The following is a 22,521-nucleotide window of genomic DNA, read 5'->3' as shown; positions in this document are numbered from 1 at the left end:
GGGCAAATTCAATCCAAATCGGAGGCATAGGCGTTCGGAATATCGCCGCAGACGAGCAGGCTTGCCAGCGGATAGTCCGCCGCAACAGTCAGCGTGGCCGTGCTGCCGTCCAAAATCATGTTGACGGTGACGGACAGCTGCAAGACAGCGCTGTACCGTGTGGTATTGATGGAAAGCGACTGTGTTGTCTCGCGTATCTCCCCCTGCACATACCCCTTGGGCCGAATCGACAGCAGCCAGCCGGGGCCAAGGCCGCTCAGCAGTGAATTGTTCGTCAGACTGCCGAACGGGACGGCATAGCAGATCTCCGGCAGAGCGTCCATCTCGGTCTGCACGGCGCTGACAAATTGGGTCTGCGCGGCCCCGGCGGCTGCGGCGTCCAAACTGACAAGCCCGGAGCCCTGTGTAAAAAGCGCGTCACACAGCGCCGGGGAGCGCGTCAGCTCCGCAGCAACGGCGCGGTTCATGGCCTGCACGGCGGCAGAGCGGGCCTCGTATTCGGCCAGTTCGTGCAGCGTCGGCTTGACGACGGTGTTGACGTAGCGGTTCAGGGACAGCACCCCCGCAGTCAGTACAAGAACGGCCAACAGGCAGAAACCGCTCCGCCGGGCTTGCCGCCTGTCTTTTGCACTGCACCGCCGCATAGTACCACCCCTGCGTATCCTATGCAAAAACGCCCCGGAGCGTTCAGGCTCCGGGGCGTCGGGCGACTTGGTCAGTGATTATTTGAAGTAGCGGTCCAGCAGGCCCTGCATACCGCGGCCATGGCGAGCCTCGTCCTTCGCCATCTCATGGACGGTGTCGTGGATGGCGTCGAGGTTCAGCTCCTTGGCCTTCTTGGCCAGATCCATCTTGCCGGCGCAGGCACCGCACTCGGCGTCAACGCGCATCTGCAGGTTCTTCTTGGTGCTGTCGGTCAAGACCTCGCCCAGCAGCTCGGCAAACTTGGAGGCATGCTCGGCCTCCTCAAAGGCGTAGCGCTTCCAGGCCTCGGCGATCTCGGGATAGCCCTCGCGGTCAGCGACGCGGCTCATGGCCAGATACATGCCGACCTCGCTGCACTCGCCGTTGAAGTTCTCGCGCAGACCCTGCTTGATCTCCTCGGGAACGTCCTTGGCGATGCCGACGACATGCTCGGTGACGTAGGTGTTGTCCTTCTTCTCAATGAACTTGGATGCCGGGGCCTTGCAGACCGGGCAGAACTCGGGGATGGAACCCTCTGCGATATAACCACAAACGGTGCAAACATACTTAGTCATAAGAATTGCCTCCTGTTATTTTGTAATTGCTCCTAGGACACATTCCTGTGTCGATGGCTTTATTATACGGCATGTACGCATAAATGTCAATAGGCAAAATAAAAATTTTAAGAAAGATTCTTATTTTTGAAACGGACTCCCCCGGCGCTGCCGCCAGGCCTGCTTCGGCAGTGCAGCAAACAGCGCCCGGGACAAAGTGCAGCTGATGCCGCCCACGATCAGCCCTGCCGCCAGCAGCACCGGCGCGTAGCCCAGTGCCATCGCACTGGAAAGCAGCACGGCGGCCCCGGCCAACTGCCCCAGGTTGTGAGCCAGCGCCGAACCGGCACAGAAGATATACCCGCTGACCGGCAGCTGCAGCAGCACAAGCATGACGGCCAGAGACAGCGCCCCGCCGCACAGCGACAGAAACCCGGCGGTGGCCCCGCGGGTCAGAAAGGCGAACAGAGCCTTTAACACAACCAGCAGCAGCGCCGTGCGGGTGCGCAGAAACAGCAGCGCGTACATGACGACGATGTTGGACAGTCCTAATTTAATAGCCGGCATCAGCCCCAGCAGCGGCGACACGAGCGATTCCAGATAGGACAGCGCGATGGCTAAGGCAAACAGCATCCCGGTCCAGGCTGTCTCCCGGGCTTTTTGACTGCGCACAGGCATACCCCCCACAAATTACAATTTTCTTTGACTATACCCTGCCGCGGAGGGATTGTCAAGGCATAAAAAATTTACATATTCTGTGCCGGTATCGCGGCAGGTTTTGCCAGAAACGCCTTGAAAAAAACAGGAAAATAGTGTATCCTTATAAAAGTATAGGGCAAGCTATGCCCATACGTGAAGGAAATAACCACAGTGTTATAATAAAAGGAGAACCTGACCTATGAAAAAACTGATCCCCGTTATTCTGTGCTGCGCCATGCTGCTGGCCGCCTGCGGCTCCTCCGCAGACTCTGCCCCCGCCGCAAGCGAGAGCACTTCCGCTGCCGCATCTTCCGAGGCAGCCTCCTCTGCAGAAACCATCATCGGCGGCGCGGACGGCGAGACCGACATCGCCGTGAGCGATGAAGCCAACACCGCAAACCTTGATGCCGCTGTTGCCGCCATCGAGGCTGTGAACCCCATCGCCAACCCTCGTGCGCTGGATGACTTCTCCGTGGAGAATGAGCTGATGCTGACGATGGACAACCTTGTCGGCTACAAGGGCGATGTCACGAACGACCAGGCGGACTGCGGTCTCGTCTTTGTTGCCCAGGCCAAGGACGGCAAGGTCGATGCCGTCAAGGCAGAGCTGGAAGCCTACAAGGAGAGCCTGTCCGCCAATGACCTGTACGCCGAGTTTGCCGACAAGGTCGCACTGGCCAAGGATGCCCGCATTGTGACCAACGGCAACTATGTTGCCATCGTCATTGCCGGTATCGCCAACCCCGACTACGCCCCCATCGATACCGCGCTGGAGACTGCGCTGAACTTCTGATTGATCCCTGTACCCTGCAGGCCGCTGCCGTTCGGCAACGGCCTTTTTTGCTAACGATGAAATTCACCAAAAGAAAGGGAGTCCGCCATGGTTTTTAACAGTGTGGTGTTCCTGTTCTGCTTCCTGCCGCTTTCCCTGCTGCTGTATTATCTGGTGCCGGGCCGCGCCAAAAATGCAGTGCTGCTGGCAGAAAGCCTCATCTTCTACTGCTGGACCGGTGTTGCGTTCCTGCCGCTGATCGCCGTGCTGATCGCTTTTAACTACCTGTGGGCACTGCTGACAGCGCGGGCAAAGTCCAAACTGCGCGGTCTGCTGCCGCTGGCAGCGGTGCTCGTCAATTTGGGCGTGCTGGTGTACTTCAAGTATGCCAACTTCCTGATCGACACGGTCAACCAGGTCGCGCATCTGGGGCTGGCGGCGCTGAACATCGGCACGGTGCTGCCGCTGGGCATCAGCTACTACATTTTCAAGATCATCAGCTATGAGGTCGACGTCTGCACCGGCAAAATCGCGCCGGAAAAAAACTTCATCACGTTTGCCGTGTATGTGCTTTTCTTCCCGCAGCTGATCGTCGGGCCTATCGTCAAATACCGCGAGATGGCCGACCAGCTGCATGACGGCGCGAACCGCTGCACGCCGGCAAGGGCCGAGCACGGCGCAGAGCTGTTTGTGTTCGGCCTTGCGAAGAAGGTCATTCTGGCGGACTCCATCGGCGCACTCTGGACCGACATCATCGGCGCGGGCGGCGTTGGGCTGGCGAATGTCTCGACCCCGCTGGCGTGGCTGGGCATCATCGCCTACAGTTTACAGCTCTACTTTGATTTTGCGGGCTACAGCGAGATGAGCAACGGCCTGGCCGCACTGCTCGGCTTTGACTGTCCGGCCAACTTCAACCTGCCGTATATCTCGGGCAGCATCACCGAGTTCTGGCGGCGCTGGCATATTACGCTGTCGGGCTGGTTCCGGGATTACATCTACATTCCCCTGGGCGGCAACCGCAAGGGCCAGGCGCGCCAGCTGCTCAATATGTTCCTGGTCTGGGCTGCTACCGGCATCTGGCACGGGGCCAGCTGGAACTTTATTGCATGGGGCCTTTACTACTTTGTGCTGCTCACGATTGAAAAAACCTTCCTGCTGAAATATCTCAAAAAGGGCAAGGTCTGGCCGCATATCTATACGCTGTTCTTTGTGGTGCTGGGCTGGGGCATCTTTACGGCCAACCAGCCCGGCGCGCCGCTGGGTCTGCTGCTGCAAAAGCTGTTTGTGCCCCAGGGAGGCATTTCGCCCGTGTACTACCTGCGCAATTACGGTGTGCTGCTGGTGCTGGGCTGTGTCTGCTCGTCCGCGCTGCCGCACTGGCTGTGGGAGAAAATCAGCAAAAATACTGTGGCAAAGCTCCTTGTGTTTGCCCTGCTGACTGCGCTGTGCGTCTGCTACGTAGTGGCCGCCACGAACGCTACTGCGCTGTACGCGAATTTCTGAGAGGAGGAACGGACAAATGTCAAAGGTTGTGTACCGTAAAAACGGTGGCAGACGCCGTGCGGGGTATCCGCTGCTGGTGCTCTGCGCCGTGCTGCTGTTCGGGTTCTCCCTCGTCAATATTGTGTGGCCCAAGCGCACGCAGCTCGAACTGGAAAACCGCAAGGCCGCACAGCTCCCGGCGTTCAGCGTGAGCGCACTGCTGGACGGCAGCTGGCAGAGCGGCTTTGCCCGCTGGATGCAGGATCAGTTCTCCCTGCGTGACGCAGCGGTCAACACCCAGCGCGCGGCGGACGAGGTGCTGTTCCGGAAGGCGGAGGAGGGCGGCATTCTGCTGGGTAAGGACCGCTGGATGTTCACAAAGCTGTTCACGGTGGACGACGCCACCCGGAAGCAGCTTGCCAAGAACGTACAGGCCGTCAGCGAGTTTGCCGCGAACCACCCGGGCAAGGTCACCTTCCTGCTGGCCCCGTCGGCCAGCGTCATCTACCCGGAGGAACTGCCCGCAGGTGCACCGATGGTGGATGAAAACGCGATGCTCGATGATATTTTTGCCAAAGTCGGCCAGAGCGCCGATGTCATCGACCTGCGCGGGACGTTCACAGACCTGAAGGACGAATACCTGTATTTCAAGACCGACCACCACTGGACGCCCAACGGCGCGTACCGTGCCTATGAGCAGTTCTGCAGCCTCAAGGGCCTGACGCCGTTTGACCGCGCCGCGCATGAGCCGATCACGGTGACAGACTTTCAGGGCACCCATTACTCGGCCACGCGGCTGTGGAACGTCGAAAACGATGAAATCACCTACTACCCGTTCGACAGCCTGATGACGATCTACAAAATCACGGGCGAGGCCGCCTACGAGCCGGAAACGACGGAAAACATCGTGAATATGCAGAAGTTTAACACCCGCGATAAGTACGCCGCCTTTTTGGACGGCAACAACGGTTATTCAACGATCGAGGGCCGAGGCACAGGCAGTATTCTGGTGGTCAAGGACAGCTACGCGAACAGCTTTGTGCCCTACCTGACCGAGAATTACGCGAAAATCGGTGTGGTGGATTTCCGCAACTTCAAGTACGGCTTGGATTCCACAATTGAAAAAGAGGGCTATGACGAGGTGCTGGTGCTCTACAACTTCCAGACCTTTATCGCAGACACGAATCTGATCTATATTTCCCGTCCGTCAACGCTCTCCTGACAGAAATAAGCGATGCCCGGTCAGAAATGGCCGGGCATTTTCTGTGCCTATTCAAATAGGATTTCCAGCCGCGGCACGGGCAGAGCACTGCCGGGCCCCCACAGATTGACGTGCCAGAATTGCAGATGGAAAAAATCAGCGGCATCGTCTGTGGTCAGGGCCGAGAACGCCTGCTGCAATTCGGTGCAGAGCAGTGCCTGCCAATCCTCGTTGTACGCCCCCAGCGGCTGAAAATCCGTATCCCTCAGATGGAGCTGCACGGTGGTATCCTCCGCCGTGACGTTGACCCGGGTGTCACAGACGGCCTGCCCGCCCGCAAAGGCCGTAAAGAAGCGGCCCGTCTGCCCGCAGAGCGCCGCGGCCAGCTGAGCCTGCAAGCCGGAGACGTACACGGAAGCTCCGTCTGCTGCCAGCAGCGCAAAGTCATACCCGCTGTCAGCGCGGTAGGCGGGCACTGCACAGCCGTCCGCCTGGGTAAAAAGCTGCTGTAAGCCGCAGTGCAGGTTGTATTCCCTTTCCACGGCCTTCATGTCCTCATACAGGGAGGCCGCGTCCGCGGCCCAGCTGTGGTCGGCGGTGTCCAGCACAAAAACCGAAAGCTCCGGCGCGGGCTGGGCCTTGTCGTAGAGCAGCGAGCCAAGTGTCTGCGCGTCAGCCCAATCACAGCCCGGCGGCAGTGCGGCCAGGTCGAGCAGCCCGTAGTAGAGCCGGCCCGGCAGAGCGTCCTCGGCCAGGTGGAGCGCCTGCGCGGCAGTGTCCCCGCGGGCAGACGCGGTTTTGTACTGCACGCCGTCACTCTCTGCGTTCTGATCGGCCAGCAGCAGACAGGCGGAGTATGCCCCCTGCTGCCGCGCAAAAAACACAGCGCGGACGATCTCCCGCTCGGAGAGCGCCTGCCCGCAGCCGCAGAGCAGCAGCGCGGCGCAGACGGTCAGCAGCGCCTTAGCCTTCGGTACAGACATGCGGCGGCACCTCCTATCCAGGTCAAGCCCACAAAACTCCAGGTCAGCACATTGCGCAGTGAGAGGGCCGCGTCTAAATCGAGCTTGCGCAGCACCGCGCACAAAAGCCAGACGCCGCCCGGATACAGAGGAAACCGATCCAACCCGGCGGCGCTGTCTTCGGCCTTGTTCTGCCCGCCCAGCAGCCGCACCAGCGCATAAAGGTAGAGAGCCAGCTTGACCGTGACGGCCATGACCCACAGAATAAATTGCAGCCACTCGAGCCGGTTGAAAATCGACAGTGCTCCGCATCGCGCGGCGGCGTGCACCGGGTCGATGCGCAGCGGCATGGCCGCGCCGTAGAACAATTCCAGAATCAGGTGCATCCCCACGTCAAACGCCAGTGCCCACGCGGCCAGCCGCAGCAGCGTATGGCGGCCACGCTTGTCCTGCTCGGGCCAGAGCGCGGGCAGCAGGTATTCCGGGTAGAGCGTCAGCTGGTCTCTGACGGCGGCGAGAAAATCGCCCTGTGTCAGTGCGGCAGTTTGCAGATTGACGATGCACAGCCGCGGAAGCACCGATGCCAGCATGGCGACGGTTGCCAGTACCAGCAGACAGAGCACGGCATAGGCCGTCTGGGACAGCGCCGAAACCCGCCGCAGATAGACAACAGGCAGCACAACGAGCAGACAGACCGAGGTCAACGTGACCGCGCCGGGATAGAGCCGGTCCGCCAGCTGCCAGAGCCGCAGCAGCTCCAGTACCGATGTGTAGACGAGCAGCGCGCCGAACAGCAGCTTGTACACGGGGTCGGCGGCTAGCCGCCAGCTGCGGGCAAACAGCCAGCCGACGCCAGCCAGCAGCGGCGCACAGACCACCGCACTGAAAAGCCCGGCGCGCGGCCAGTAGGCGGTCTGGCTGCGCAGCAGCACATTGACGAGCAGACTGACGAGCAGTGCGGCGAAAAGACTGGGGCGTTCACGCTTCATGGCGGCTGATCACCTCCCCGGATTTGGCAAGGCGGCTCCAGATGCTGCGCACAAAGCCGTCCCGCACGCTGGCCCGGCCCGGCGGCATGAGCGGATATAGATAGTCGTACCCGAACGGCTCACTGCCGCAGGCCATCGCCAGAATCGTCAGTGCGGCGCAGGCCAGCCCCGGCACGCCGAAGCACCCGGCCAGCACGATGACGGCAAAGCGGAACAGGATCGACTGCTCATACAGCGACGGCACAGCCAGCGTGGCAATCGTCGCCGCAGCGGCCATCGTTAAAACCGGCACACTGACGATGCCCGCGCTGACGGCGGTCTCGCCGATGATGAGCGCGCCGACCAGGCTGACCGTGTGGCTGATAGACTGCGGCGCACGCAGCCCGGCCTCGCGGACGATTTCTAAAAGCAGCGTTACGCAGAGCATTTCCAGCATTGGCGGCAGCGGCGTGGATGCCTCGCCCTGTGCCAGCTTGGTCAAAAGCCGGATAGGGATGATCTCCGGCGCAAAGGCCACAGCCATAACGTAGAGCCCCGGCCCGAACACGGCCAGCAGGAAGGCAAGATATTTTAAAATACGGATAAGTCCGGCGAACACTGCGCCCGAGGCGTAGTCGTCGAGGCACTCGAAGTGCTCGGCAAAAAAGCTGGGCACAATGAGCGCATACGGACAGCCCGCTACAAGAACGACGGCCTTGCCCTCACACAGGCGGGCACAGGCCGTGGCGGGGCGTTCGGTGTAGGCAGCTGCCGGGAAAAGATTCAGCTTGTCCTGCTTGAGGAACGACGCAAAGTAGGCACTGTCCAGCAGAACGGGAATCTCCACCCGTTTCAGCCGCTCCCGCAGAGCGTCGATGGTTTCCTTTGGTGCCAGGGTACTGTCGTAGCACAGACAGTATTCGGTCTTGGCACGGGTCCTGGCGGTGGAGATTTCTGCCACAAGCGTTCCGGTGCGGAACTGCCGCCGCAGCAGCGAAATGTTATTGCGCAGCAGCTCGGTGAATGCCTCCTGCGGGCCGCGCAGGTTGCCCTCGCTCATCGGCGTCGAGATCGAGCGCTGGGGCATCTCCTGCGTCGAAAACGCGACGCCGCGCCGCACGCCGTCGATGAGCAAAACGGACAGTCCGTTGGAGAGCAGCTCCACCAGCGCGGTGTGATCCTCCACCGCGTCAGGCTCGGCGGGGACGCGGCTCTGGGTCAGCAGATAGTCGCACAGCCCCTCCCCGCCGCCCAGCATGGCGGGGTCGCGGTCCAGCATATCCAACGCCATGCGGCAGAGCTTTTCCGGCGAGGACAGCCCTGTGAACATGACGATAGCGCACGGGATACCGGCAAGCATCAGGCGCTTGGTATAAAAATCGTCGGAACGGCCAAACATTTCCTCCAGAAGCGCAAGGTTGGCATCCAGCGAGCGGTACAGCGGTTTCTGCGTCATGGTTCTCCCCCTCTCACGCAGGATAGTGTGGCCGCCTTTGCGGGAATTTATGAGGAGGTGCCGGGATGATTTCTTCGGTTGTGCGCACGGTGCTGGTGTATCTGGCTGTGGTGGTGGCCATGCGGCTGATGGGCAAGCGCCAGCTGGGAGAACTGCAGCCCGCCGAGCTGGTGACGACGCTGCTGATTTCCAACGTCGCATCCATCTGCATCGACGAGCCGGATCTACCGCTCTCGGCCAGCCTGGTGCCGATTTTCTTAATCACGGCTCTTGAAATTCTGAATTCCACGCTGGTTTGGTTTTGCCCGAAATATGCCCAGCTGCTTTTGGGAAAGCCGGTGACGATCATCCGCAACGGGGAAATTTTGCAGGACGAGCTGGCACAGCTGCGCATCACGGCATCCGACCTGGCCGAGGCCCTGCGCGGCAAGGACATCTTTTCACCCAAGGATGTTTACTGGGGCGTGATCGAGCCGAACGGCAGCATCACAGCGGCCCCAATGCCGCAGGACGGCGGCGAGCCGCCTATGCTGCCGCTGCTCATCGATAAGGCAGTTTACAAGGAAAATCTTGCGTTCTTCGGCATGGATACGGCAGCGCTGGATGCACTGCTGCGCCGTGAGCAGACGACCCGCGAGGCGGTTCTGCTGCTGCTCTACAACGGCAAAAAATCCATCCTGATACAGAAAAAGGCCGCCCCGAAAGGGGCGGCCTGAAAAGGTGTGCGTATGAAGCGAAATTGGTATGCCGCAATCATTCTGCTGGCTCTGTGCGTGCTGCTGTTCCGGGCGGGGCAGTATGTGGACCGCACCACAGCCGGAATGCAGCGGCAGCTTGAAGCAGCCTACGCTCTGGCGGAGCAAGGCGACTACCCTGCCGCACGCCGCGCGTACAGCCGTGCGGCCAACCGGGCACTGCGCAGCACTCAGATTCTGGGCCTGCTTGTGCGCCGCAATATTCTGGATCAGCTCAACCAGACGCTGGCCGTGCTGCCGCCCTGTGCCGAGGCCGACAGCCTGGCAGACCTCGAGATGGAGACGCAGCGCGCCTGCACCCAGATCGAGCAGGTGCGGCAATCATTTTTCAGCGGTTTTTGAGCGGCTGTCCAGCATATCCTTCAGTTCTTCCATAAAGGTGTTGACATCGCTGAACTGACGGTAGACGGAGGCAAAGCGCACGTAGGCGACATCGTCCATCTGCTTGAGCTCCTGCATGGCCAGATCGCCGATATGGATGGAGGAAACCTCGCGGTCATAGGAGTTGAGCAGCTGCTGCTCAATGCGGTCCACGGCGGCATCCAGCTGGGTGTAGCTGACGGGGCGCTTCTCGCAGGCGCGCAGCATGCCGTTCAGCAGCTTCTGGCGGTCAAAGACCTCGCGGGAGCGATCCTTCTTCACGACCATCAGCGGGACCGTCTCAACGATCTCGTAGGTGGTAAAGCGCTTTTTGCAGTTCAGGCACTCGCGGCGGCGGCGGATCTTTTCACCGTCCTCCGTCGGGCGGGAGTCGATGACTTTAGAGTCAACTTCACCGCAATAGGGGCATTTCATATCGGGTTCCCTCCTTTTCTACAAGCTCAGGCCTTCTTGGCAGCCTTCTTCTTGTTCTTCCAGTCGACCCACAGCGGCGTGGCGATGCAGATCGTGCTGTAGACGCCGCTGACCATGCCGAACAGCAGCGGGAACGCGAAGGAATAGATGCTGTCCAGACGGTAGATGACCGAGACCACGCAGACAACGCCCAGGGCGAGGCAGGTCGTGATGGAGGTCATCAGAGAACGGGCAAAGCTCTGGTTGACGGACAGGTTGACCAGCTCGGCCAGGCTCATCTGCTTCTTGCCGTACAGGGCGCTGTTCTCGCGGATACGGTCATAGATAACGACGGTATCGTTGATGGAGTAGCCCAGGATGGTCAGCAGGGCAGCAATAAAGTTGCCGTTCAGGGGAATGCGCAGGAGGACAAAGACGCCGAAGACGACGAACATGTCGTGCAGCAAAGCCACAATGGCGGTAGAACCGGCCTTGAGGCCGCCGATCTTGCGGAAGCGGTAGGCCACGTAGAGCAGGATCAGCACGCAGGCCGCAACCAGCGCGACGACGCTCTTGAGCAGGAACTCCTTACCGATGGTGGCATCGACGTTGCTGACCTCATTCTGGACGAACTTGTTGTCGGGGTACTGCTCATTCAGGGCAGCCAGCAGGTTGTCGAGCTGCTCGGTGGTCAGCGTGTCACTGCCGGGCAGGGTGACAGTCAGGGTCTGGTTGCCGGAAATATCAGAGCCGGTCTGCAGGGTCAGATTGGACTTGCCCAGCTCGGTGCCGATGGTGGACTTCAGGTCGTTCAGGTCAGCGTCGCCCTCATAGGCCAGCGTGATCATGGAACCGCCCTTGAACTCGACGTCCATCTTGACGCCGAAGATGCCGCAGAACACAAGCACGACAGCGATCAGCGCACAGGAGAAGGTATAGAACTTCTTGCGGTTGCCGATGAAGTTGATGGACGGGGTCTTGAAGTCGGCACCGCCCTCCTTCTTGCCGCCGAACAGCCATGCCTTGCGCAGAGGCTTGAAGTGGACAGCGCCGCGAATCATAACGCGGGTCGCCCAGACGCCAAAGACAAAGTTCAGCAGAACGCTGGTCAGCAGGGTGAAGCCAAAGGAATAGATCGTACCGGCAGTGGAAGGTCCGAACCAGTAGAAGATCGGGTTAAAGACCTTGGCCCAGAAACCGTCCGTCGGGCCAAAGGCGCCCATCAGGATGGCGGCGACGATGACGATGGTCACGTTGCCGTCGATGATGGGGGTCAGGCCCATCTTGAAGCCGCTGTTGACAGCGCCCTCGAGGGTCTTGTTCTTGGACAGCTCCTCCTTGATGCGCTCGGCGGTGATAACGTTGGCGTCAACACCCATGCCGATGCCGAGGATAATACCGGCAATGCCGGGCAGCGTCAGCGTGGAGCCGGGGAAAACCGTGAAATAGCCGGACACAACAGCCAGCGTGGCGGCGGCCTGGCCCATCAGGGAGATGACCGCGATGGTGCCGGGCAGACGGTAGCGCACGATCATCAGGATCGCAACCAGAATGAAGGCAATGATACCGGCCTGCACCATGACGTTCAGGCTCTTGGCACCCAGAGACGGGCTGATGGTGGAGTAGCTCTCAGCGGACAGGGCAAACGGCAGAGAGCCGGAGTTGATCTGGTTCGCCAGCGTGGAGGCGCTGTCCTGATCAAAGTTGCCCTTGATGATGGCCTCACCGCCGGTGATGGCCTCGTTGACCGTGGCGGTGGAGATGTTATTGTCATCCAGCCAGATGGAGATCGTGCCGTTGCTGGCTGCCAGCTCGGTGGTGGCCGTGGCAAAGGCAGATGCGCCCGCAGAGTTGAACTTCAGCTGGACGACCCAGCCTTCGGTCTCGTTGTAGGCAGCGCTTGCGGAAGCCACGTCGTCACCGCTCAGGATCTCCTCACCCGTGGCGGACGAGCCCTTGCGGAACACCATCTTGGCGGTGGTGCCGATCTCGTCGATTGCGGTCTGCGGGTTGAAGTCCGCCTCGTCATTCTTCCACGGGAAACGCACGATGATACGATTCTTGTTGTTGTCAACGTAGCTCTCGTAGTCGGTGATGCCGAGGCCGACAAGGCGGTCCTCGATAACCGTTTTGGCTGCGGTCATCTGGGCATCGGTGGCCTCCACATCGTCGGCAGGCATGAACGTAACGTCCACGCCGCCGCGGATGTCGATGCCGAAGCGGATGTCAGATGCGCCCTTGACGTAGACATTCTTGGTGTCGCCGTAGGTATAGCTCACACCAAAGATGGCCGTCAGGGAGAACAGCACGATCAAAATTGCCACGACGAACAACGGCCATGACTTCCCTTTTCTGTTCATAGAAACCTCCAAAAAACTTGCCCGCACCGGCGGGCGGGATTATATTTTACTGCTGGTCGGCCAGCAGCTTTTCAACAACTGCCAGGCGCACACAGACGCAGAGCAGTGCAGAAGCAGTTTCGACCTCGGTCAGGCTCGGGTAGGTCGGCGCAATGCGCAGATGCGAGTCATCGGGATCCTTGTGGTAGGGGTAGGCAGAGCCGGCACCCGTCAGGGTCAGGCCGCAGTCCTTGCACAGCTGGGCTACGCGCTTGGCGCAGCCGGGCATGACGTACAGGCTGATGAAGTAACCGCCCTTCGGGTTCGTCCAGTGGGCGATGTTGCCGCAGGGGGTCAGCTCCTCGGCAAAGGTGGTTTTGACGGCGTCAAAGCAGGGCACCAGGCGGCGGCGATGCTTGGCCATGTGGGCCAGGACACCGGCCTTATTCTTGAGAAAACGGACATGGCGCAGCTGGTTCATCTTGTCGTAGCTGATGATCATCGTCGAGAAGCGCTTGCACATGTACTTCATCGAGTTCTCGCTGCAGGCGATGGCGGAGATGCCCGCGCCCGGGAAGGTGATCTTGCTCGTGGAGGTGAACATAAAGACACGGTCCTCATTGCCGTACTTCTTGGCCTCGTTCAGCAAAACCGGCGTCTCGATGATCTCATCGGTCAGGTGGTGGACGATGTACGCCTCATCCCAGAAGATCTTGAAATCGGGGGCGGCGGTCTTGAGCGCGGCAAAGCGGCGGATCGTCTCGTCGCTGTAGGTGTAGCCGTCGGGGTTGGAGTACTGCGGCACGCACCAGATTCCCTTGATGGTGTCATCCTCGGCGACGAGCTTTTCAATCATGTCCATGTCAGGGCCGTCGGGGCTCATGGGCACGGAGATCAGCTCAAAGCCCATCTCCTCGGTGATGCCAAAGTGGCGGTCATAGCCGGGCACGGGGCAGAGGAACTTGCGGTGCTCGACCTGGCCCCAGGGCTTCGGGGAATCCTGGAAACCGAACATCATGCCGATGGCGACCAGGTTGTACATCAGCTGCAGGCTGGAGTTGCCGCCCACGAAAACCTCGCCGGGCTGCACGCCGAACACATCGGCAAACAGTGCGCGGGCCTCGGGCAGACCCTCCAGCTCACCGTAGTTGCGGGCGTCAAAGCCGTTGTCGGTGATGTAGTTGTCCATCTTGAGCAGGTCCATGGCCAGATCCATCTGGTGAGGGCCGGGCTTGCCGCGGGCCATATTCAGCTTCAGGTTCATGCCCTGAAACTTCTTGTACTGGGCCTCCAGCGCGGTCTTTTCAGCGGTGAGTTCGTCGTGATCCATTGCAAAGTAATCAGCCATAAGTACGATCCCCCTAAATAAAATATATACGTTTCCCTTCATAATCCTGTGCGCGCCACCCTCTATCTTGGCACAACCACAGGCGTACACTACATTATATACGATTTATCTGAAATAAACAAGCACTTTTTGCCAGATAGTGCGCTTTTTTATGCAGAAAAATACAAAAAAGCACATCTGCACAAAAAAACAGATGTGCTTTTGCAAAAAACAAAGAAAAAACGACTGGACCGTAAGCCGGGTTCTGTATCAAACGACGATCTATCTTGTCCTTGCGTCGCCGCAAGGCTCACGCCATCACCGGGACGCGCGAGACTCCGCATAATGTCCCATACGGATGTTGCTTCGAGCAGGGTTTACATAGCCGCAAAGTCGCCAGTGCGCTGGTGAGCTCTTACCTCGCCTTTCCATCCTTACCGCTTTCGCGGCGGTTTCTTTCTGTTGCACTATCCCTGGGGTCACCCCCGGCTGCCGTTAGCAGTTACTCTGTCTCTGTGAAGCCCGGACTTTCCTCAGGCAGCCCTTGCGGGCTGTCCCGCCGCCGTATGTTCCACTCGTTTTCTAAAAGAGTATAGCATACTTCCGCCCTGTTGGCAAGGCATTTTATAAAAGCAGCCGCAAAATCAGCAGGGCCGTCACGCCGGGCAATCCCAAAACGCCCGCGCAGAACGCCGTAAAGCGATTCAGCGGCAGCGCAATGCCGGTCACCGGCTCCAACAGGCCCAGCAGGGCCAGCGCGCCCAGACCGCAGACGGCCCCTGCCAGCAGACTGCGCATTCCGTGCCGCTGGCGGGCGGCACAGCGCAGTACGGCGATGGCGCACACAGCTGCGAGCAGACAGGGCCAATATTCGGTCATGGCTCCTCCCCTTCCGCCCGCAGTGTGCGAAGCAGCGCCCGGCAGCGGCACATCAGCGCGGCGTGCTGGTAGGTCAGCTGGTCAATATAAAATGGGTCCTGCGCCTCCGTGAAGGCGCGCTCGTTCGAGCGCAGTGCCTGCAAGGTCGTTTCCAGCTCGGCCCTAGCGGCGCGGCGCTCACGCTCCTGCCTGGAAATGCGTCTGAACATAACTCCTCCGTCACAGCAGAATGCAGATCAGCCCGTCGCAGCCCTCGTTGATGATGCGCTCAAGTGTCTGCTGCAGGCGGCTGCGTGCCTCCTGCGGCATGTGCAGCAGCTTTGCCTGCACGCCCTCGCTGACCAGCTCGTTCAGGCTCTTGCCGAAAATATTTGTGCTCCACAGCTTGCCGGGGTCGGTCTCAAAGTCTGCCAGCAGGCTTTTGATGAGCTCCTCCCCCTGCTGCTCACTGCCGACGGTAGGCGAAAGCTCGGTGTGGATGTTGGCGCGCATGATGTGCAGGCTGGGGGCGCTGGCCGACAGCCGCACGCCGTACTGCCCGCCCTGCCTGACGATTTCGGGTTCTTCCAATGTCAATTCATCAATGCCCGGCATGACGATGCCGTAGCCCGTGGCCTCGACCTGGTCAAGGGCGGATTTGATCTTGTCATAGGCGCGCTTGGCCCGGGCCAGGCTGACGACGCAGGGCAAAAGGCTTGCCTCGTCCACGATGTCCAGCCCGGTCTGTTCACCGAGGATCTTATAGAAAATATCCGGGGCGACGGCAGCGGTGATGCTGACACTGCCGCTGGCCAAATCCATGCCGGTCAGGCTGGCGGCGGTGATGTATTCACACCCCAGCTGAGGGCGCTTGCCTGCAAGGTCGGCCATCCGGTGCACCGAGGCAGCAAAATCCAGCATGGACGTGTAGACCGCGCTTTGCAGCCAGTGCCCGCTTTCGAGCATCGTGACCCAGGCGGGCATCTGCACGGCGATCTCGCGAATCGGGAACTCGTACAAAAGCGTTTGCAGCAGCTTGTCGAGGGTCTCGACGGTCATCGTCGTGCAGTTCAGCGGAAGGACCGCGTGGCCGTAGGTCTCGGCCAGCTCGGCGGCAAGGCGCTGTGCATCGTCGCTGTCCGGCTCGGCGCAGTTCAGCAGGATGATATACGGCTTGCCGATACCATCCAGCTCTGCGATGATACGGCGCTCGGCGTCGAGATACGCCTCCCGCGGCAGGTCGGCAACGGAGCCGTCCGTCGTTACGACGAGGCCCACCGTGGCGTGTTCCCGGATGACGCAGCGGGTGCCGGTCTCGGCGGCCAGGTCAAACGGGACCTCGTGGTCGAACCAGGGACTCTTGACCAGGCGCGGAGCCTCGTTTTCCTCATGGCCGAGCGCGCCGTCCACCATGTAGCCGACGCAGTCGATGAGCCGCGCCTTGAAGCTGCCGCCGCCCGAAAGCTCGAGCTTTACGGCTTTCTCGGGGATGAACTTCGGCTCCGTTGTCATGATGGTGCGCCCGGCGGCGGATTGGGGCAGCTCGTCATGGGCGCGGGCACGACGGGCTTCGTTCTTGATGCGCGGCAGCAGCATCAGCTCGGCAAACCGCTTGATAAAGGTGCTTTTGCCGCTGCGCACCGGGCCGACGACGCCGAGATAGATGTCCCCGCCGGTGCGCTGTGCAATGTTTTGGTAGATTTGATCCTGTGTCACGGATGTGTCCCTCCTTTACAGCGCTGCGGGGATCAGCAGACAGGCAGTGTCCGTCGTAAGCTCCTGCGGCGGGTCACCGTTGGTGTCCAGATGGTTGGCGGCGGCCAGGTCACGGGCGCGGGCATGGTAGCGCCTGGCAATGTCAAAGATACGCTCCCCCTGCCGGGCGTAGTAAATATAGAGGGCCGGGCCGTCGCTGTCGTCGTATTCCTCGCCCAGCTCCACGCCGCAAAGCGCGTCAAAGCTCTGCGCCTGGAACAGGGCGCCGCTGATCTCAATCTCTAAATCGACCCGCAGCCGTGCACCGTTTTTGCTGCTGGCGACCCGCGCGACGGAGGCCCCGACACTTGGCCACGCACCGTCAGTGCTGCCGGGCCAGAGGCCGTCAGGCTGCCAGGTAAACGCCTTGTCGTAGCAGGTCAGCTCACCGCGGGCATCGCTGATGAACACATGCGCAGTCCCCTTGCCCAGTAGTTTTAAATGTGTTTCAGCCTTGTTGCCGTCAGCCTGTGCGGCGCACAGGGCGCCCAGCGTTACAAAGCAGCCGAGAACAGTGCCCTCGGCGTCTGGCAGGTCGTCGTCAAGCGTGACCGGGATACGCCCGGTCAAATCCGCGGTTTTCTGCAAAAGGCGGCAGACCGTCTGCACGGTCTGGGTCTTACAGAGCGTGGAGTAGGCGTCGGCCACGACGGTGTGCTGCACGCTGCGCCAGACCTCGACGCGCAGTTTCCAGGTCACCGAGAGGGACGCTTCCCCTGCGCCGTCGACTGCGCTCAGTGTGCAGGCCAGCACCTCGCCGCGCACAAGGGCTGTGTCGTCCTCGGTCACGCCGGGCAGCTCCAGCGTCTGCTGCACGGCAAGATCCTTGCTGCGCACGGTCAGCTCGCCGGTGCCGGTGTTCTGGCTGCATATTTGAATTTGCAGCGTCCCCTGCACACTGACCTGCCCGGTGGCCGGCGCTGCGCTGCCGACGGCAAAGCTGCCGGTGATGTCCAGCACGCTTTCCCCGGTGCCGGGCAGCGCCGCAGCGGTCTCGGCAGTCAACGTTTTTTCCTCGGTCACGGCGCATTGCAGGCCCTGCATCGTGCGGGTGTACTGCTCAATGCCGCAGTCGGCCAGTGCGGTCAGCAGCTCGGACTCCCGCCGCACGGCCACTGCGGCGCAGAGGATGTACGCGCCGCGCAGGTCGATGCGGTGCTCACTGACGGCGCGGCAGTTGCAGTATTCCGGCTCGCCCCAGACCTGGGCCGGGCCGTCGGCGTACTGCCCGGCGGGCAGCTCGACCAGTTTTTCAAAGGCAAATTTCTGCTCGGTGCGCAAAAGGCGCGTGCCGGGCTCCTCGCTCTGGTAATAGACGGTGCAGCGCAGATAGCCCTCGCTCTGCCAGCGCCCGCCGGATACACGGTTCTGCAGCACGACGGGCGTGATCAGGCACTTGACGATTTTGAATACGGCGGGCAGGTAGTCGGGAATCAGAATCTCCGTTTCCACGGGAAGCTCCAGCCGTGTTTCCCAGCGTCCGCCGTAGGATGCGATGGTGTCTTTGAACACCTTGAGTTCCATATTGCTTGCCCCTTTCCGGTTATGTTCTGGGGCATTATATGCGGCAAGGCAAAAAAATAGCCCCTGCCCGGAACAGGCAGGGGAAAAATTTGGATTCAGACCTTGAAGGCTGCGCGTAAGATCCAACGGAAGGCGCGCGGGCAGCGAACTACGACCACATGCATGGCATACACCTCACTTTCCGTGTTTGTGTACGCCATACTATGCCGGGCAGTGCTGCGGTGTTACGCATCGTCGCGGGTCAGCACAACGAGACCGCAGCCGCCGGAGCATTGCAGCTGTGCGGTGTCCGCGGTAAACTCATTGCTGACGCCGAGCGGATAGTCCGCGGTCAGCACGGCGTTTTCCAGCGGGTAGAACGCGCCGCGGATGCAGACGCCGGTCAGCCGGCCCTCCATCGGGAAAAGGGAGAGATACTTCCAGTCCCTGCGCTGCAAAATAAGCTCGCGGTCCGGCACAAGATACCGCAGCTCGCTGCGCTCGTTGGCCAGCAGGACGTTCACGCCGTTTTTGGCAAGATACAGCCCGGTGGCAAGGTTGGCCAGCGTGTGCTCCAGCCGTGCCCCGCCCAGAGCGCCTAGCAGGGCGATCTCGTCATAGCCGTGCTCCAGCAGCCAATGGGCGGCGTACTGGGTATCGGTATCGTCCTTCACATGGGGCAGCACAATGGTCTCGTGCTCGGTTTTGGGCTGCGGGGCGGAGTCAAAGTCACCGACGATGAGGTCGGGGCGCAGGTCAAGCCGTTCGGCATTGCGGTAGCCCGCATCGCAGGCCACAACAAAATCACCGGGCTGCACATAGCGGCACAGTGCGGTGGAAACCGGCACGGCGGAAAGAATCACGGCACGCCTGCTCATTTCTCCCACTCCTTCCGTGCGCTGGCTTCCTCATACATGGCAAGGTAGCTTGCATAGCGCGTTTTGCTGATGGTCCCGGCCTCGACAGCCTCACGCACAGCACAACCGGTCTCACTGCGGTGGGAGCAGCCCGTAAAGCGGCACTGCCCGAAATAGGGTCCGAACTCCGGGAAGGTGTGCTGCAGATCATCCTTCGGGATGCGGCAGAGCTTCTGCGCCTCCAGGCTGGCAAAGCCCGGCGTATCAGCCAGACGCCCTCCGCAAATCTCAAAAATTTCAACCTCGCGAGTCGTGTGCCGCCCGCGGCCCAGCTTTTGGCTGATCTGCCCGGTCTCGCGGTGCAGCGCGGGGGCCAGCGTGTTGAGCAGCGTCGATTTACCGACGCCGGAGTTGCCGCAGAAGGCGCAGAGATGCCCTTCAATATAGCCCTTGACCTCGTCAAGGCCCTCGCCGGTCTCGTAATTTAGCTGCACCAGCGGGATGCCGCTGCCCGCGTAGGCGGTGCGCAGCATATCGGCAGCGGCCAAATCAGATTTTGTCACAACAAGCACGGGCTGCACATCCTTGTAGATGGCAGCGGCGGCCAGCTGGTCCAGCACCAACGTGCTGGGTACAGGCTGGGTCGTGCTGGTAACGATGAACAGAATATCCAGATTGGCAATCGGTGGACGAATAAAGACGTTTTTGCGCGGTAAAATCTCATCGATCATTGTGCCGTCGTCGGACAGGGTGACGTTGTCTCCCGCCACCGGCGTGATGCCGCGCTTGCGGAAGATGCCGCGCGCCTTGCACTCGACGATGCCGTCCGGCGTCTTTACATAGTAGAAGCCGCCGATGCCCTTTGTAATATACGCCATGACTTCCCCCACATCAGGCAATGGGGTTGCCCTGTGCGTCGCACCGCTGGCCGTTCTCGTTCCACATGGTACCGTCGGTCAGCTGATGGATCTGGTGACTGCCGTCAGCACTCGGCCACCAGCTCTCCTGCACGGTGATGGTACCGTCCTCGTTCACAGTGGGTTCGACTGGCTCGGGGGTGGCGACGACCTCGGGCACGCCGGTGGACACCACGAGTGTGATGACGCTCGACTTACGGACCGTGGAACCGGCATCGGGGCTCTGGCTCAGTACCGTGCCCGCGGGCTGTTCGCTGGCCTGCTCGATTGTGCGGATGGACAGGTTCAGCCCCTTGACCTCATTGCGGGCTTCCTCGATGGTCTTGCCGGTCAGGCTCGGGACCTGGCTCTCCTTGCTGACCTCGGAGCGGCTGACGTACAGGATGACCGTGGAGTCACCCTCGACGGTCTCCCCGGCGGCGGGCTGGGTGTAGACAACAGCGCCGTTGGCCACGGAGTTGTCGGACATGGGCTTCTTGGTCACGCGCAGACCCATATCCTTCAGGGTCTGCTCGGCATCCTCGGCCACCATGTTCTTCGTCTCGGGGATCGTGACGTATTGGGTGCCCAGGCTGACGGTCAGCACGATGCGCTGCTTTTCCTTGACGGTACGCCCGGCCTTGGGGGTCTGGCGGATGATCGTGCCCGCGGGTTCACTGGAATACTCCTCCGGGAATTCGGCGCGCAGCAGGTTGTTGTAGTCGGTGGCGAGAAACTCGTCCTTTGTCATGCCCACAAAGCTGATGACCTGCACATCGGCACGGTTAGAGAACAGCAGGTTGCTGGAATTGGTGAAGATCAGATAGATCAGGATGGCAGCGCCGATGACAAACGCCACGGCCATGCCGAAGAAGATCGGCAGCAGGGAAAAGCCCTTGGATGCCTTTTTCTTCTTCTTTTGGGCAGATTTGCTGCGGCCCGGGTTCGAGGTGCCGACACGACGGGCGTCACCTGTGTGGATGCTGGTGGATTTCGGGCTGGGCTTTGTGTTGCTTACCACGCGGTTGATGTTCCTTTCCGGGTTGTCCTCGGCACTGCGGTACTCATACGCAAACTGGATGGACGGGTTGCGCTTGAATTCCTCGATAGCGGCCAGCATCTCCTGGGCGCTCTGGTAGCGCTTGTCGGGGTCCTTTTCCATGGCTTTCTCGGTAATCTGGCGCAGTCCTGCCGGGGTCTGGGGTGCGATTTCGGCCAGCGGCTTCGGCTTCTCCGAAATCTGCATGATGGCGATGGACACTGCACCGTCGCCGTCAAACGGCAGGCGACCCGACAGCATCTCGTACAGCATAACGCCGACAGAGTAGATGTCGGTGCGGGCGTCGGTGCGCTCACCCTTGGCCTGCTCGGGGCTGATGTAGTGCACTGAGCCGATGGCCTTGTCGCTGACGGTCTGGCTCTGTGCGCGGGAGAAGCGTGCGATGCCGAAGTCCATCATCTTGATGGAGCCATCTGCCAGCAGCATGATGTTCTGCGGCTTGACGTCGCGGTGAATGATGCCCTTGGAGTGGGCGTGCTGCAGAGCACTCAAAATCTGGGTGGCAAAGTGCACGGTCTCCTTCCAGGTCAGGGCACCGCCGCGCTGCTTGAGATATTCCTTTAAAGTGATGCCGTCCACATATTCCATGACGATGTATTGCAATTTGTCGGTGACAGAGACGTCATAGACCTTGACGATGTTGGGATGGCTCAGAATGGAGATCGCCTTCGATTCGTTCTTGAAGCGGCGGACCAGTTCCTCATTGTCCAGAAATTCGTCTTTTAATACCTTGACGGCGATCTGGTTGCCCGTTTTTAAATCAGTGCCGCGGTAGACATTGGCCATGCCGCCGACACCCACGAGACTTTCAATTGAGTAGCGGCCATCCAGCCGTTTGCCAATCAGATTATCCATTGTTGACCTCCGTAGCTTCCACGCCCATGAGCAGGACCGTAATGTTATCCTGACCGCCCGCCTGCAGGGCGCGGTCTACCAAAATGCTGGTTGCATCAAAAAAAGGAACCTCGCGCAGTACCTGCGCAATGTCATCGTCCGCGACCATGTTCGTCAGGCCGTCGGTGCACAGCAGCAGGATGTCCCCCTCCTCGATTTCGCAGCGGTTGTACTCCGGCACAATGTTGGCCGAGACGCCGAGCGCGCGGGTGATGAGGTTCTTCTGCGGGTGGACGGCAGCCTGCTCCCGCGTGATCTGGCCGCTGTCAACGAGCTGCTGCACCATCGAGTGGTCGCGGGTGATCTGCCGCAGCCCGCCCGCGTGGAACAGGTAGGCGCGGGAATCCCCGGCGTGCACCACATGGGCCATGCCGCGGCTGGCGTAGGCGCAGACGCCGGTGGTACCCATGCCCTGCATCTCGGGGTCAGAGGTGGACTTTTCATACACGGCGCGGTTCGTGATGTCGAACCCGCGCATGATGAAAGTCTTTTCCATGCCAGGCTGCAGGGCCTTCATGTGGCGGGCAAAATACTGCTGCATGGTGTCGGTGGCAATGCGTGCAGCAATGCGCCCGCCGTTGACACCGCCCATGCCGTCGCAGACGATGCCCCAGGCGGTGCCGCCTGCCAGCTGCTGCGCACAGTAATTGTCCTGGTTTTCCTGTCGGCAGCTGCCGATGTCCGTGATCGCGGCAATCTTCATTCGGGTTGGTTCCTTTCCGCTG

At 60.7% G+C, this 22,521-nt stretch carries 22 protein-coding genes and 1 other RNA gene; 5 read left to right on the top strand and 18 right to left on the bottom strand.

What is annotated here, in order from left to right; all coding sequences use genetic code 11:
* Nucleotides 1-8: 8 nt before the first annotated feature.
* The 3 genes from B5D32_RS04005 to B5D32_RS03995 all read right to left on the bottom strand — a co-directional run bounded on the left by B5D32_RS04005 (nt 9) and on the right by B5D32_RS03995 (nt 1,910).
* Nucleotides 9-587, bottom strand: a complete 579-nt coding sequence (locus B5D32_RS04005) for a sporulation protein YunB (protein WP_159446976.1) — start codon at nt 585-587, stop codon at nt 9-11.
* 135 nt (nt 588-722) lie between these two features.
* Complete coding sequence (locus tag B5D32_RS04000; protein ID WP_078783802.1) at nt 723-1,259, bottom strand: NADH peroxidase; 537 nt, start codon at nt 1,257-1,259, stop codon at nt 723-725.
* Between the two features lie 120 nt (nt 1,260-1,379).
* On the bottom strand, nt 1,380-1,910 hold the full coding sequence (locus B5D32_RS03995; RefSeq protein WP_420896755.1) for a Gx transporter family protein: 531 nt from the start codon (nt 1,908-1,910) through the stop codon (nt 1,380-1,382).
* 226 nt (nt 1,911-2,136) lie between these two features.
* Between B5D32_RS03995 and B5D32_RS03990 the strand changes: the two genes are divergently transcribed.
* The 3 genes from B5D32_RS03990 (at nt 2,137) to B5D32_RS03980 (ending at nt 5,413) form a co-directional block, all read left to right on the top strand.
* Nucleotides 2,137-2,730: a DUF4358 domain-containing protein gene (locus tag B5D32_RS03990; protein ID WP_078783800.1), complete on the top strand. Its 594-nt coding sequence runs from the start codon at nt 2,137-2,139 to the stop codon at nt 2,728-2,730.
* Nucleotides 2,731-2,817: 87 nt separating this feature from the next.
* Nucleotides 2,818-4,212 (top strand): MBOAT family O-acyltransferase, encoded by a 1,395-nt coding sequence (locus B5D32_RS03985; protein ID WP_078783799.1) that lies wholly within the window; start codon nt 2,818-2,820, stop codon nt 4,210-4,212.
* A 16-nt stretch (nt 4,213-4,228) separates the two neighbouring features.
* Nucleotides 4,229-5,413 carry a DHHW family protein gene (locus tag B5D32_RS03980; RefSeq protein ID WP_078783798.1) on the top strand — a complete coding sequence of 395 codons (1,185 nt, stop codon included), beginning with the start codon at nt 4,229-4,231 and terminating at the stop codon, nt 5,411-5,413.
* 47 nt (nt 5,414-5,460) lie between these two features.
* On the opposite strand, the gene B5D32_RS03975 is transcribed toward B5D32_RS03980, so the two are convergent.
* The 3 genes from B5D32_RS03975 to B5D32_RS03965 are packed head-to-tail and all read right to left on the bottom strand — an operon-like array spanning nt 5,461 to nt 8,778.
* Entirely contained in the window at nt 5,461-6,375 is a 915-nt protein-coding gene (locus B5D32_RS03975; RefSeq protein WP_078783797.1) for a hypothetical protein, read from the bottom strand.
* Nucleotides 6,345-7,343, bottom strand: a complete 999-nt coding sequence (locus tag B5D32_RS03970) for a hypothetical protein (protein ID WP_078783796.1) — start codon at nt 7,341-7,343, stop codon at nt 6,345-6,347. The genes B5D32_RS03975 and B5D32_RS03970 overlap by 31 nt, the downstream gene beginning before the upstream one ends.
* Nucleotides 7,333-8,778 carry a spore germination protein gene (locus B5D32_RS03965; RefSeq protein ID WP_159446975.1) on the bottom strand — a complete coding sequence of 482 codons (1,446 nt, stop codon included), beginning with the start codon at nt 8,776-8,778 and terminating at the stop codon, nt 7,333-7,335. Before B5D32_RS03965 ends, B5D32_RS03970 begins: the two co-directional genes overlap by 11 nt.
* A gap of 65 nt (nt 8,779-8,843) precedes the next feature.
* Here B5D32_RS03965 and B5D32_RS03960 point away from each other — a divergent pair, with 65 nt between their 5' ends.
* Together B5D32_RS03960 and B5D32_RS03955 are read left to right on the top strand one after the other, a co-directional pair.
* Nucleotides 8,844-9,494: a DUF421 domain-containing protein gene (locus B5D32_RS03960; protein WP_078783794.1), complete on the top strand. Its 651-nt coding sequence runs from the start codon at nt 8,844-8,846 to the stop codon at nt 9,492-9,494.
* Nucleotides 9,495-9,506: 12 nt separating this feature from the next.
* Complete coding sequence (locus B5D32_RS03955; RefSeq protein ID WP_078783793.1) at nt 9,507-9,875, top strand: DUF4363 family protein; 369 nt, start codon at nt 9,507-9,509, stop codon at nt 9,873-9,875.
* On the opposite strand, the gene nrdR is transcribed toward B5D32_RS03955, so the two are convergent.
* The 12 genes from nrdR to B5D32_RS03895 all read right to left on the bottom strand — a co-directional run bounded on the left by nrdR (nt 9,855) and on the right by B5D32_RS03895 (nt 22,499).
* Nucleotides 9,855-10,328, bottom strand: a complete 474-nt coding sequence (gene nrdR, locus B5D32_RS03950; RefSeq protein WP_078783792.1) for a transcriptional regulator NrdR — start codon at nt 10,326-10,328, stop codon at nt 9,855-9,857. The two genes, B5D32_RS03955 and nrdR, sit on opposite strands and share 21 nt — an antisense overlap.
* A gap of 26 nt (nt 10,329-10,354) precedes the next feature.
* Nucleotides 10,355-12,667, bottom strand: a complete 2,313-nt coding sequence (gene secF / locus B5D32_RS03945) for a protein translocase subunit SecF (RefSeq protein WP_078783791.1) — start codon at nt 12,665-12,667, stop codon at nt 10,355-10,357.
* Nucleotides 12,668-12,713: 46 nt separating this feature from the next.
* On the bottom strand, nt 12,714-13,994 hold the full coding sequence (locus tag B5D32_RS03940) for an aspartate aminotransferase type Ic (protein ID WP_078783790.1): 1,281 nt from the start codon (nt 13,992-13,994) through the stop codon (nt 12,714-12,716).
* A gap of 218 nt (nt 13,995-14,212) precedes the next feature.
* Nucleotides 14,213-14,551: RNase P RNA component class A (gene rnpB / locus B5D32_RS03935), an RNA gene on the bottom strand.
* A gap of 46 nt (nt 14,552-14,597) precedes the next feature.
* Nucleotides 14,598-14,852, bottom strand: coding sequence for a pro-sigmaK processing inhibitor BofA family protein (locus tag B5D32_RS03930; protein ID WP_078783789.1), 255 nt, complete (start codon nt 14,850-14,852; stop codon nt 14,598-14,600).
* Nucleotides 14,849-15,061: a hypothetical protein gene (locus tag B5D32_RS03925; protein WP_078783788.1), complete on the bottom strand. Its 213-nt coding sequence runs from the start codon at nt 15,059-15,061 to the stop codon at nt 14,849-14,851. Before B5D32_RS03925 ends, B5D32_RS03930 begins: the two co-directional genes overlap by 4 nt.
* A gap of 10 nt (nt 15,062-15,071) precedes the next feature.
* The gene (gene spoIVA / locus B5D32_RS03920) at nt 15,072-16,547 is read right to left on the bottom strand and encodes a stage IV sporulation protein A (protein WP_078783787.1); all 1,476 of its coding nucleotides are present in this window, start codon (nt 16,545-16,547) and stop codon (nt 15,072-15,074) included.
* Nucleotides 16,548-16,562: 15 nt separating this feature from the next.
* Nucleotides 16,563-18,110 carry a DUF3794 domain-containing protein gene (locus B5D32_RS03915; protein WP_078783786.1) on the bottom strand — a complete coding sequence of 516 codons (1,548 nt, stop codon included), beginning with the start codon at nt 18,108-18,110 and terminating at the stop codon, nt 16,563-16,565.
* Between the two features lie 224 nt (nt 18,111-18,334).
* A complete protein-coding gene (locus tag B5D32_RS03910; protein WP_078783785.1) occupies nt 18,335-18,967 on the bottom strand; it encodes a thiamine diphosphokinase in 633 nt (210 codons plus the stop codon).
* Nucleotides 18,964-19,824 (bottom strand): ribosome small subunit-dependent GTPase A, encoded by an 861-nt coding sequence (gene rsgA, locus B5D32_RS03905; RefSeq protein WP_078783784.1) that lies wholly within the window; start codon nt 19,822-19,824, stop codon nt 18,964-18,966. The genes B5D32_RS03910 and rsgA overlap by 4 nt, the downstream gene beginning before the upstream one ends.
* A 13-nt stretch (nt 19,825-19,837) precedes the next feature.
* Nucleotides 19,838-21,757 carry a Stk1 family PASTA domain-containing Ser/Thr kinase gene (gene pknB, locus B5D32_RS03900; RefSeq protein WP_078783783.1) on the bottom strand — a complete coding sequence of 640 codons (1,920 nt, stop codon included), beginning with the start codon at nt 21,755-21,757 and terminating at the stop codon, nt 19,838-19,840.
* Nucleotides 21,750-22,499, bottom strand: coding sequence for a Stp1/IreP family PP2C-type Ser/Thr phosphatase (locus B5D32_RS03895; protein ID WP_078783781.1), 750 nt, complete (start codon nt 22,497-22,499; stop codon nt 21,750-21,752). Before B5D32_RS03895 ends, pknB begins: the two co-directional genes overlap by 8 nt.
* Nucleotides 22,500-22,521: the final 22 nt, after the last annotated feature.

Source organism: Gemmiger formicilis (genome assembly GCF_900167555.1).
GTDB lineage: Bacteria > Bacillota > Clostridia > Oscillospirales > Ruminococcaceae > Gemmiger > Gemmiger formicilis.
Note: the sequence above shows the minus strand (reverse complement) of the source record. Positions and strands in the feature narration are given on the sequence as shown.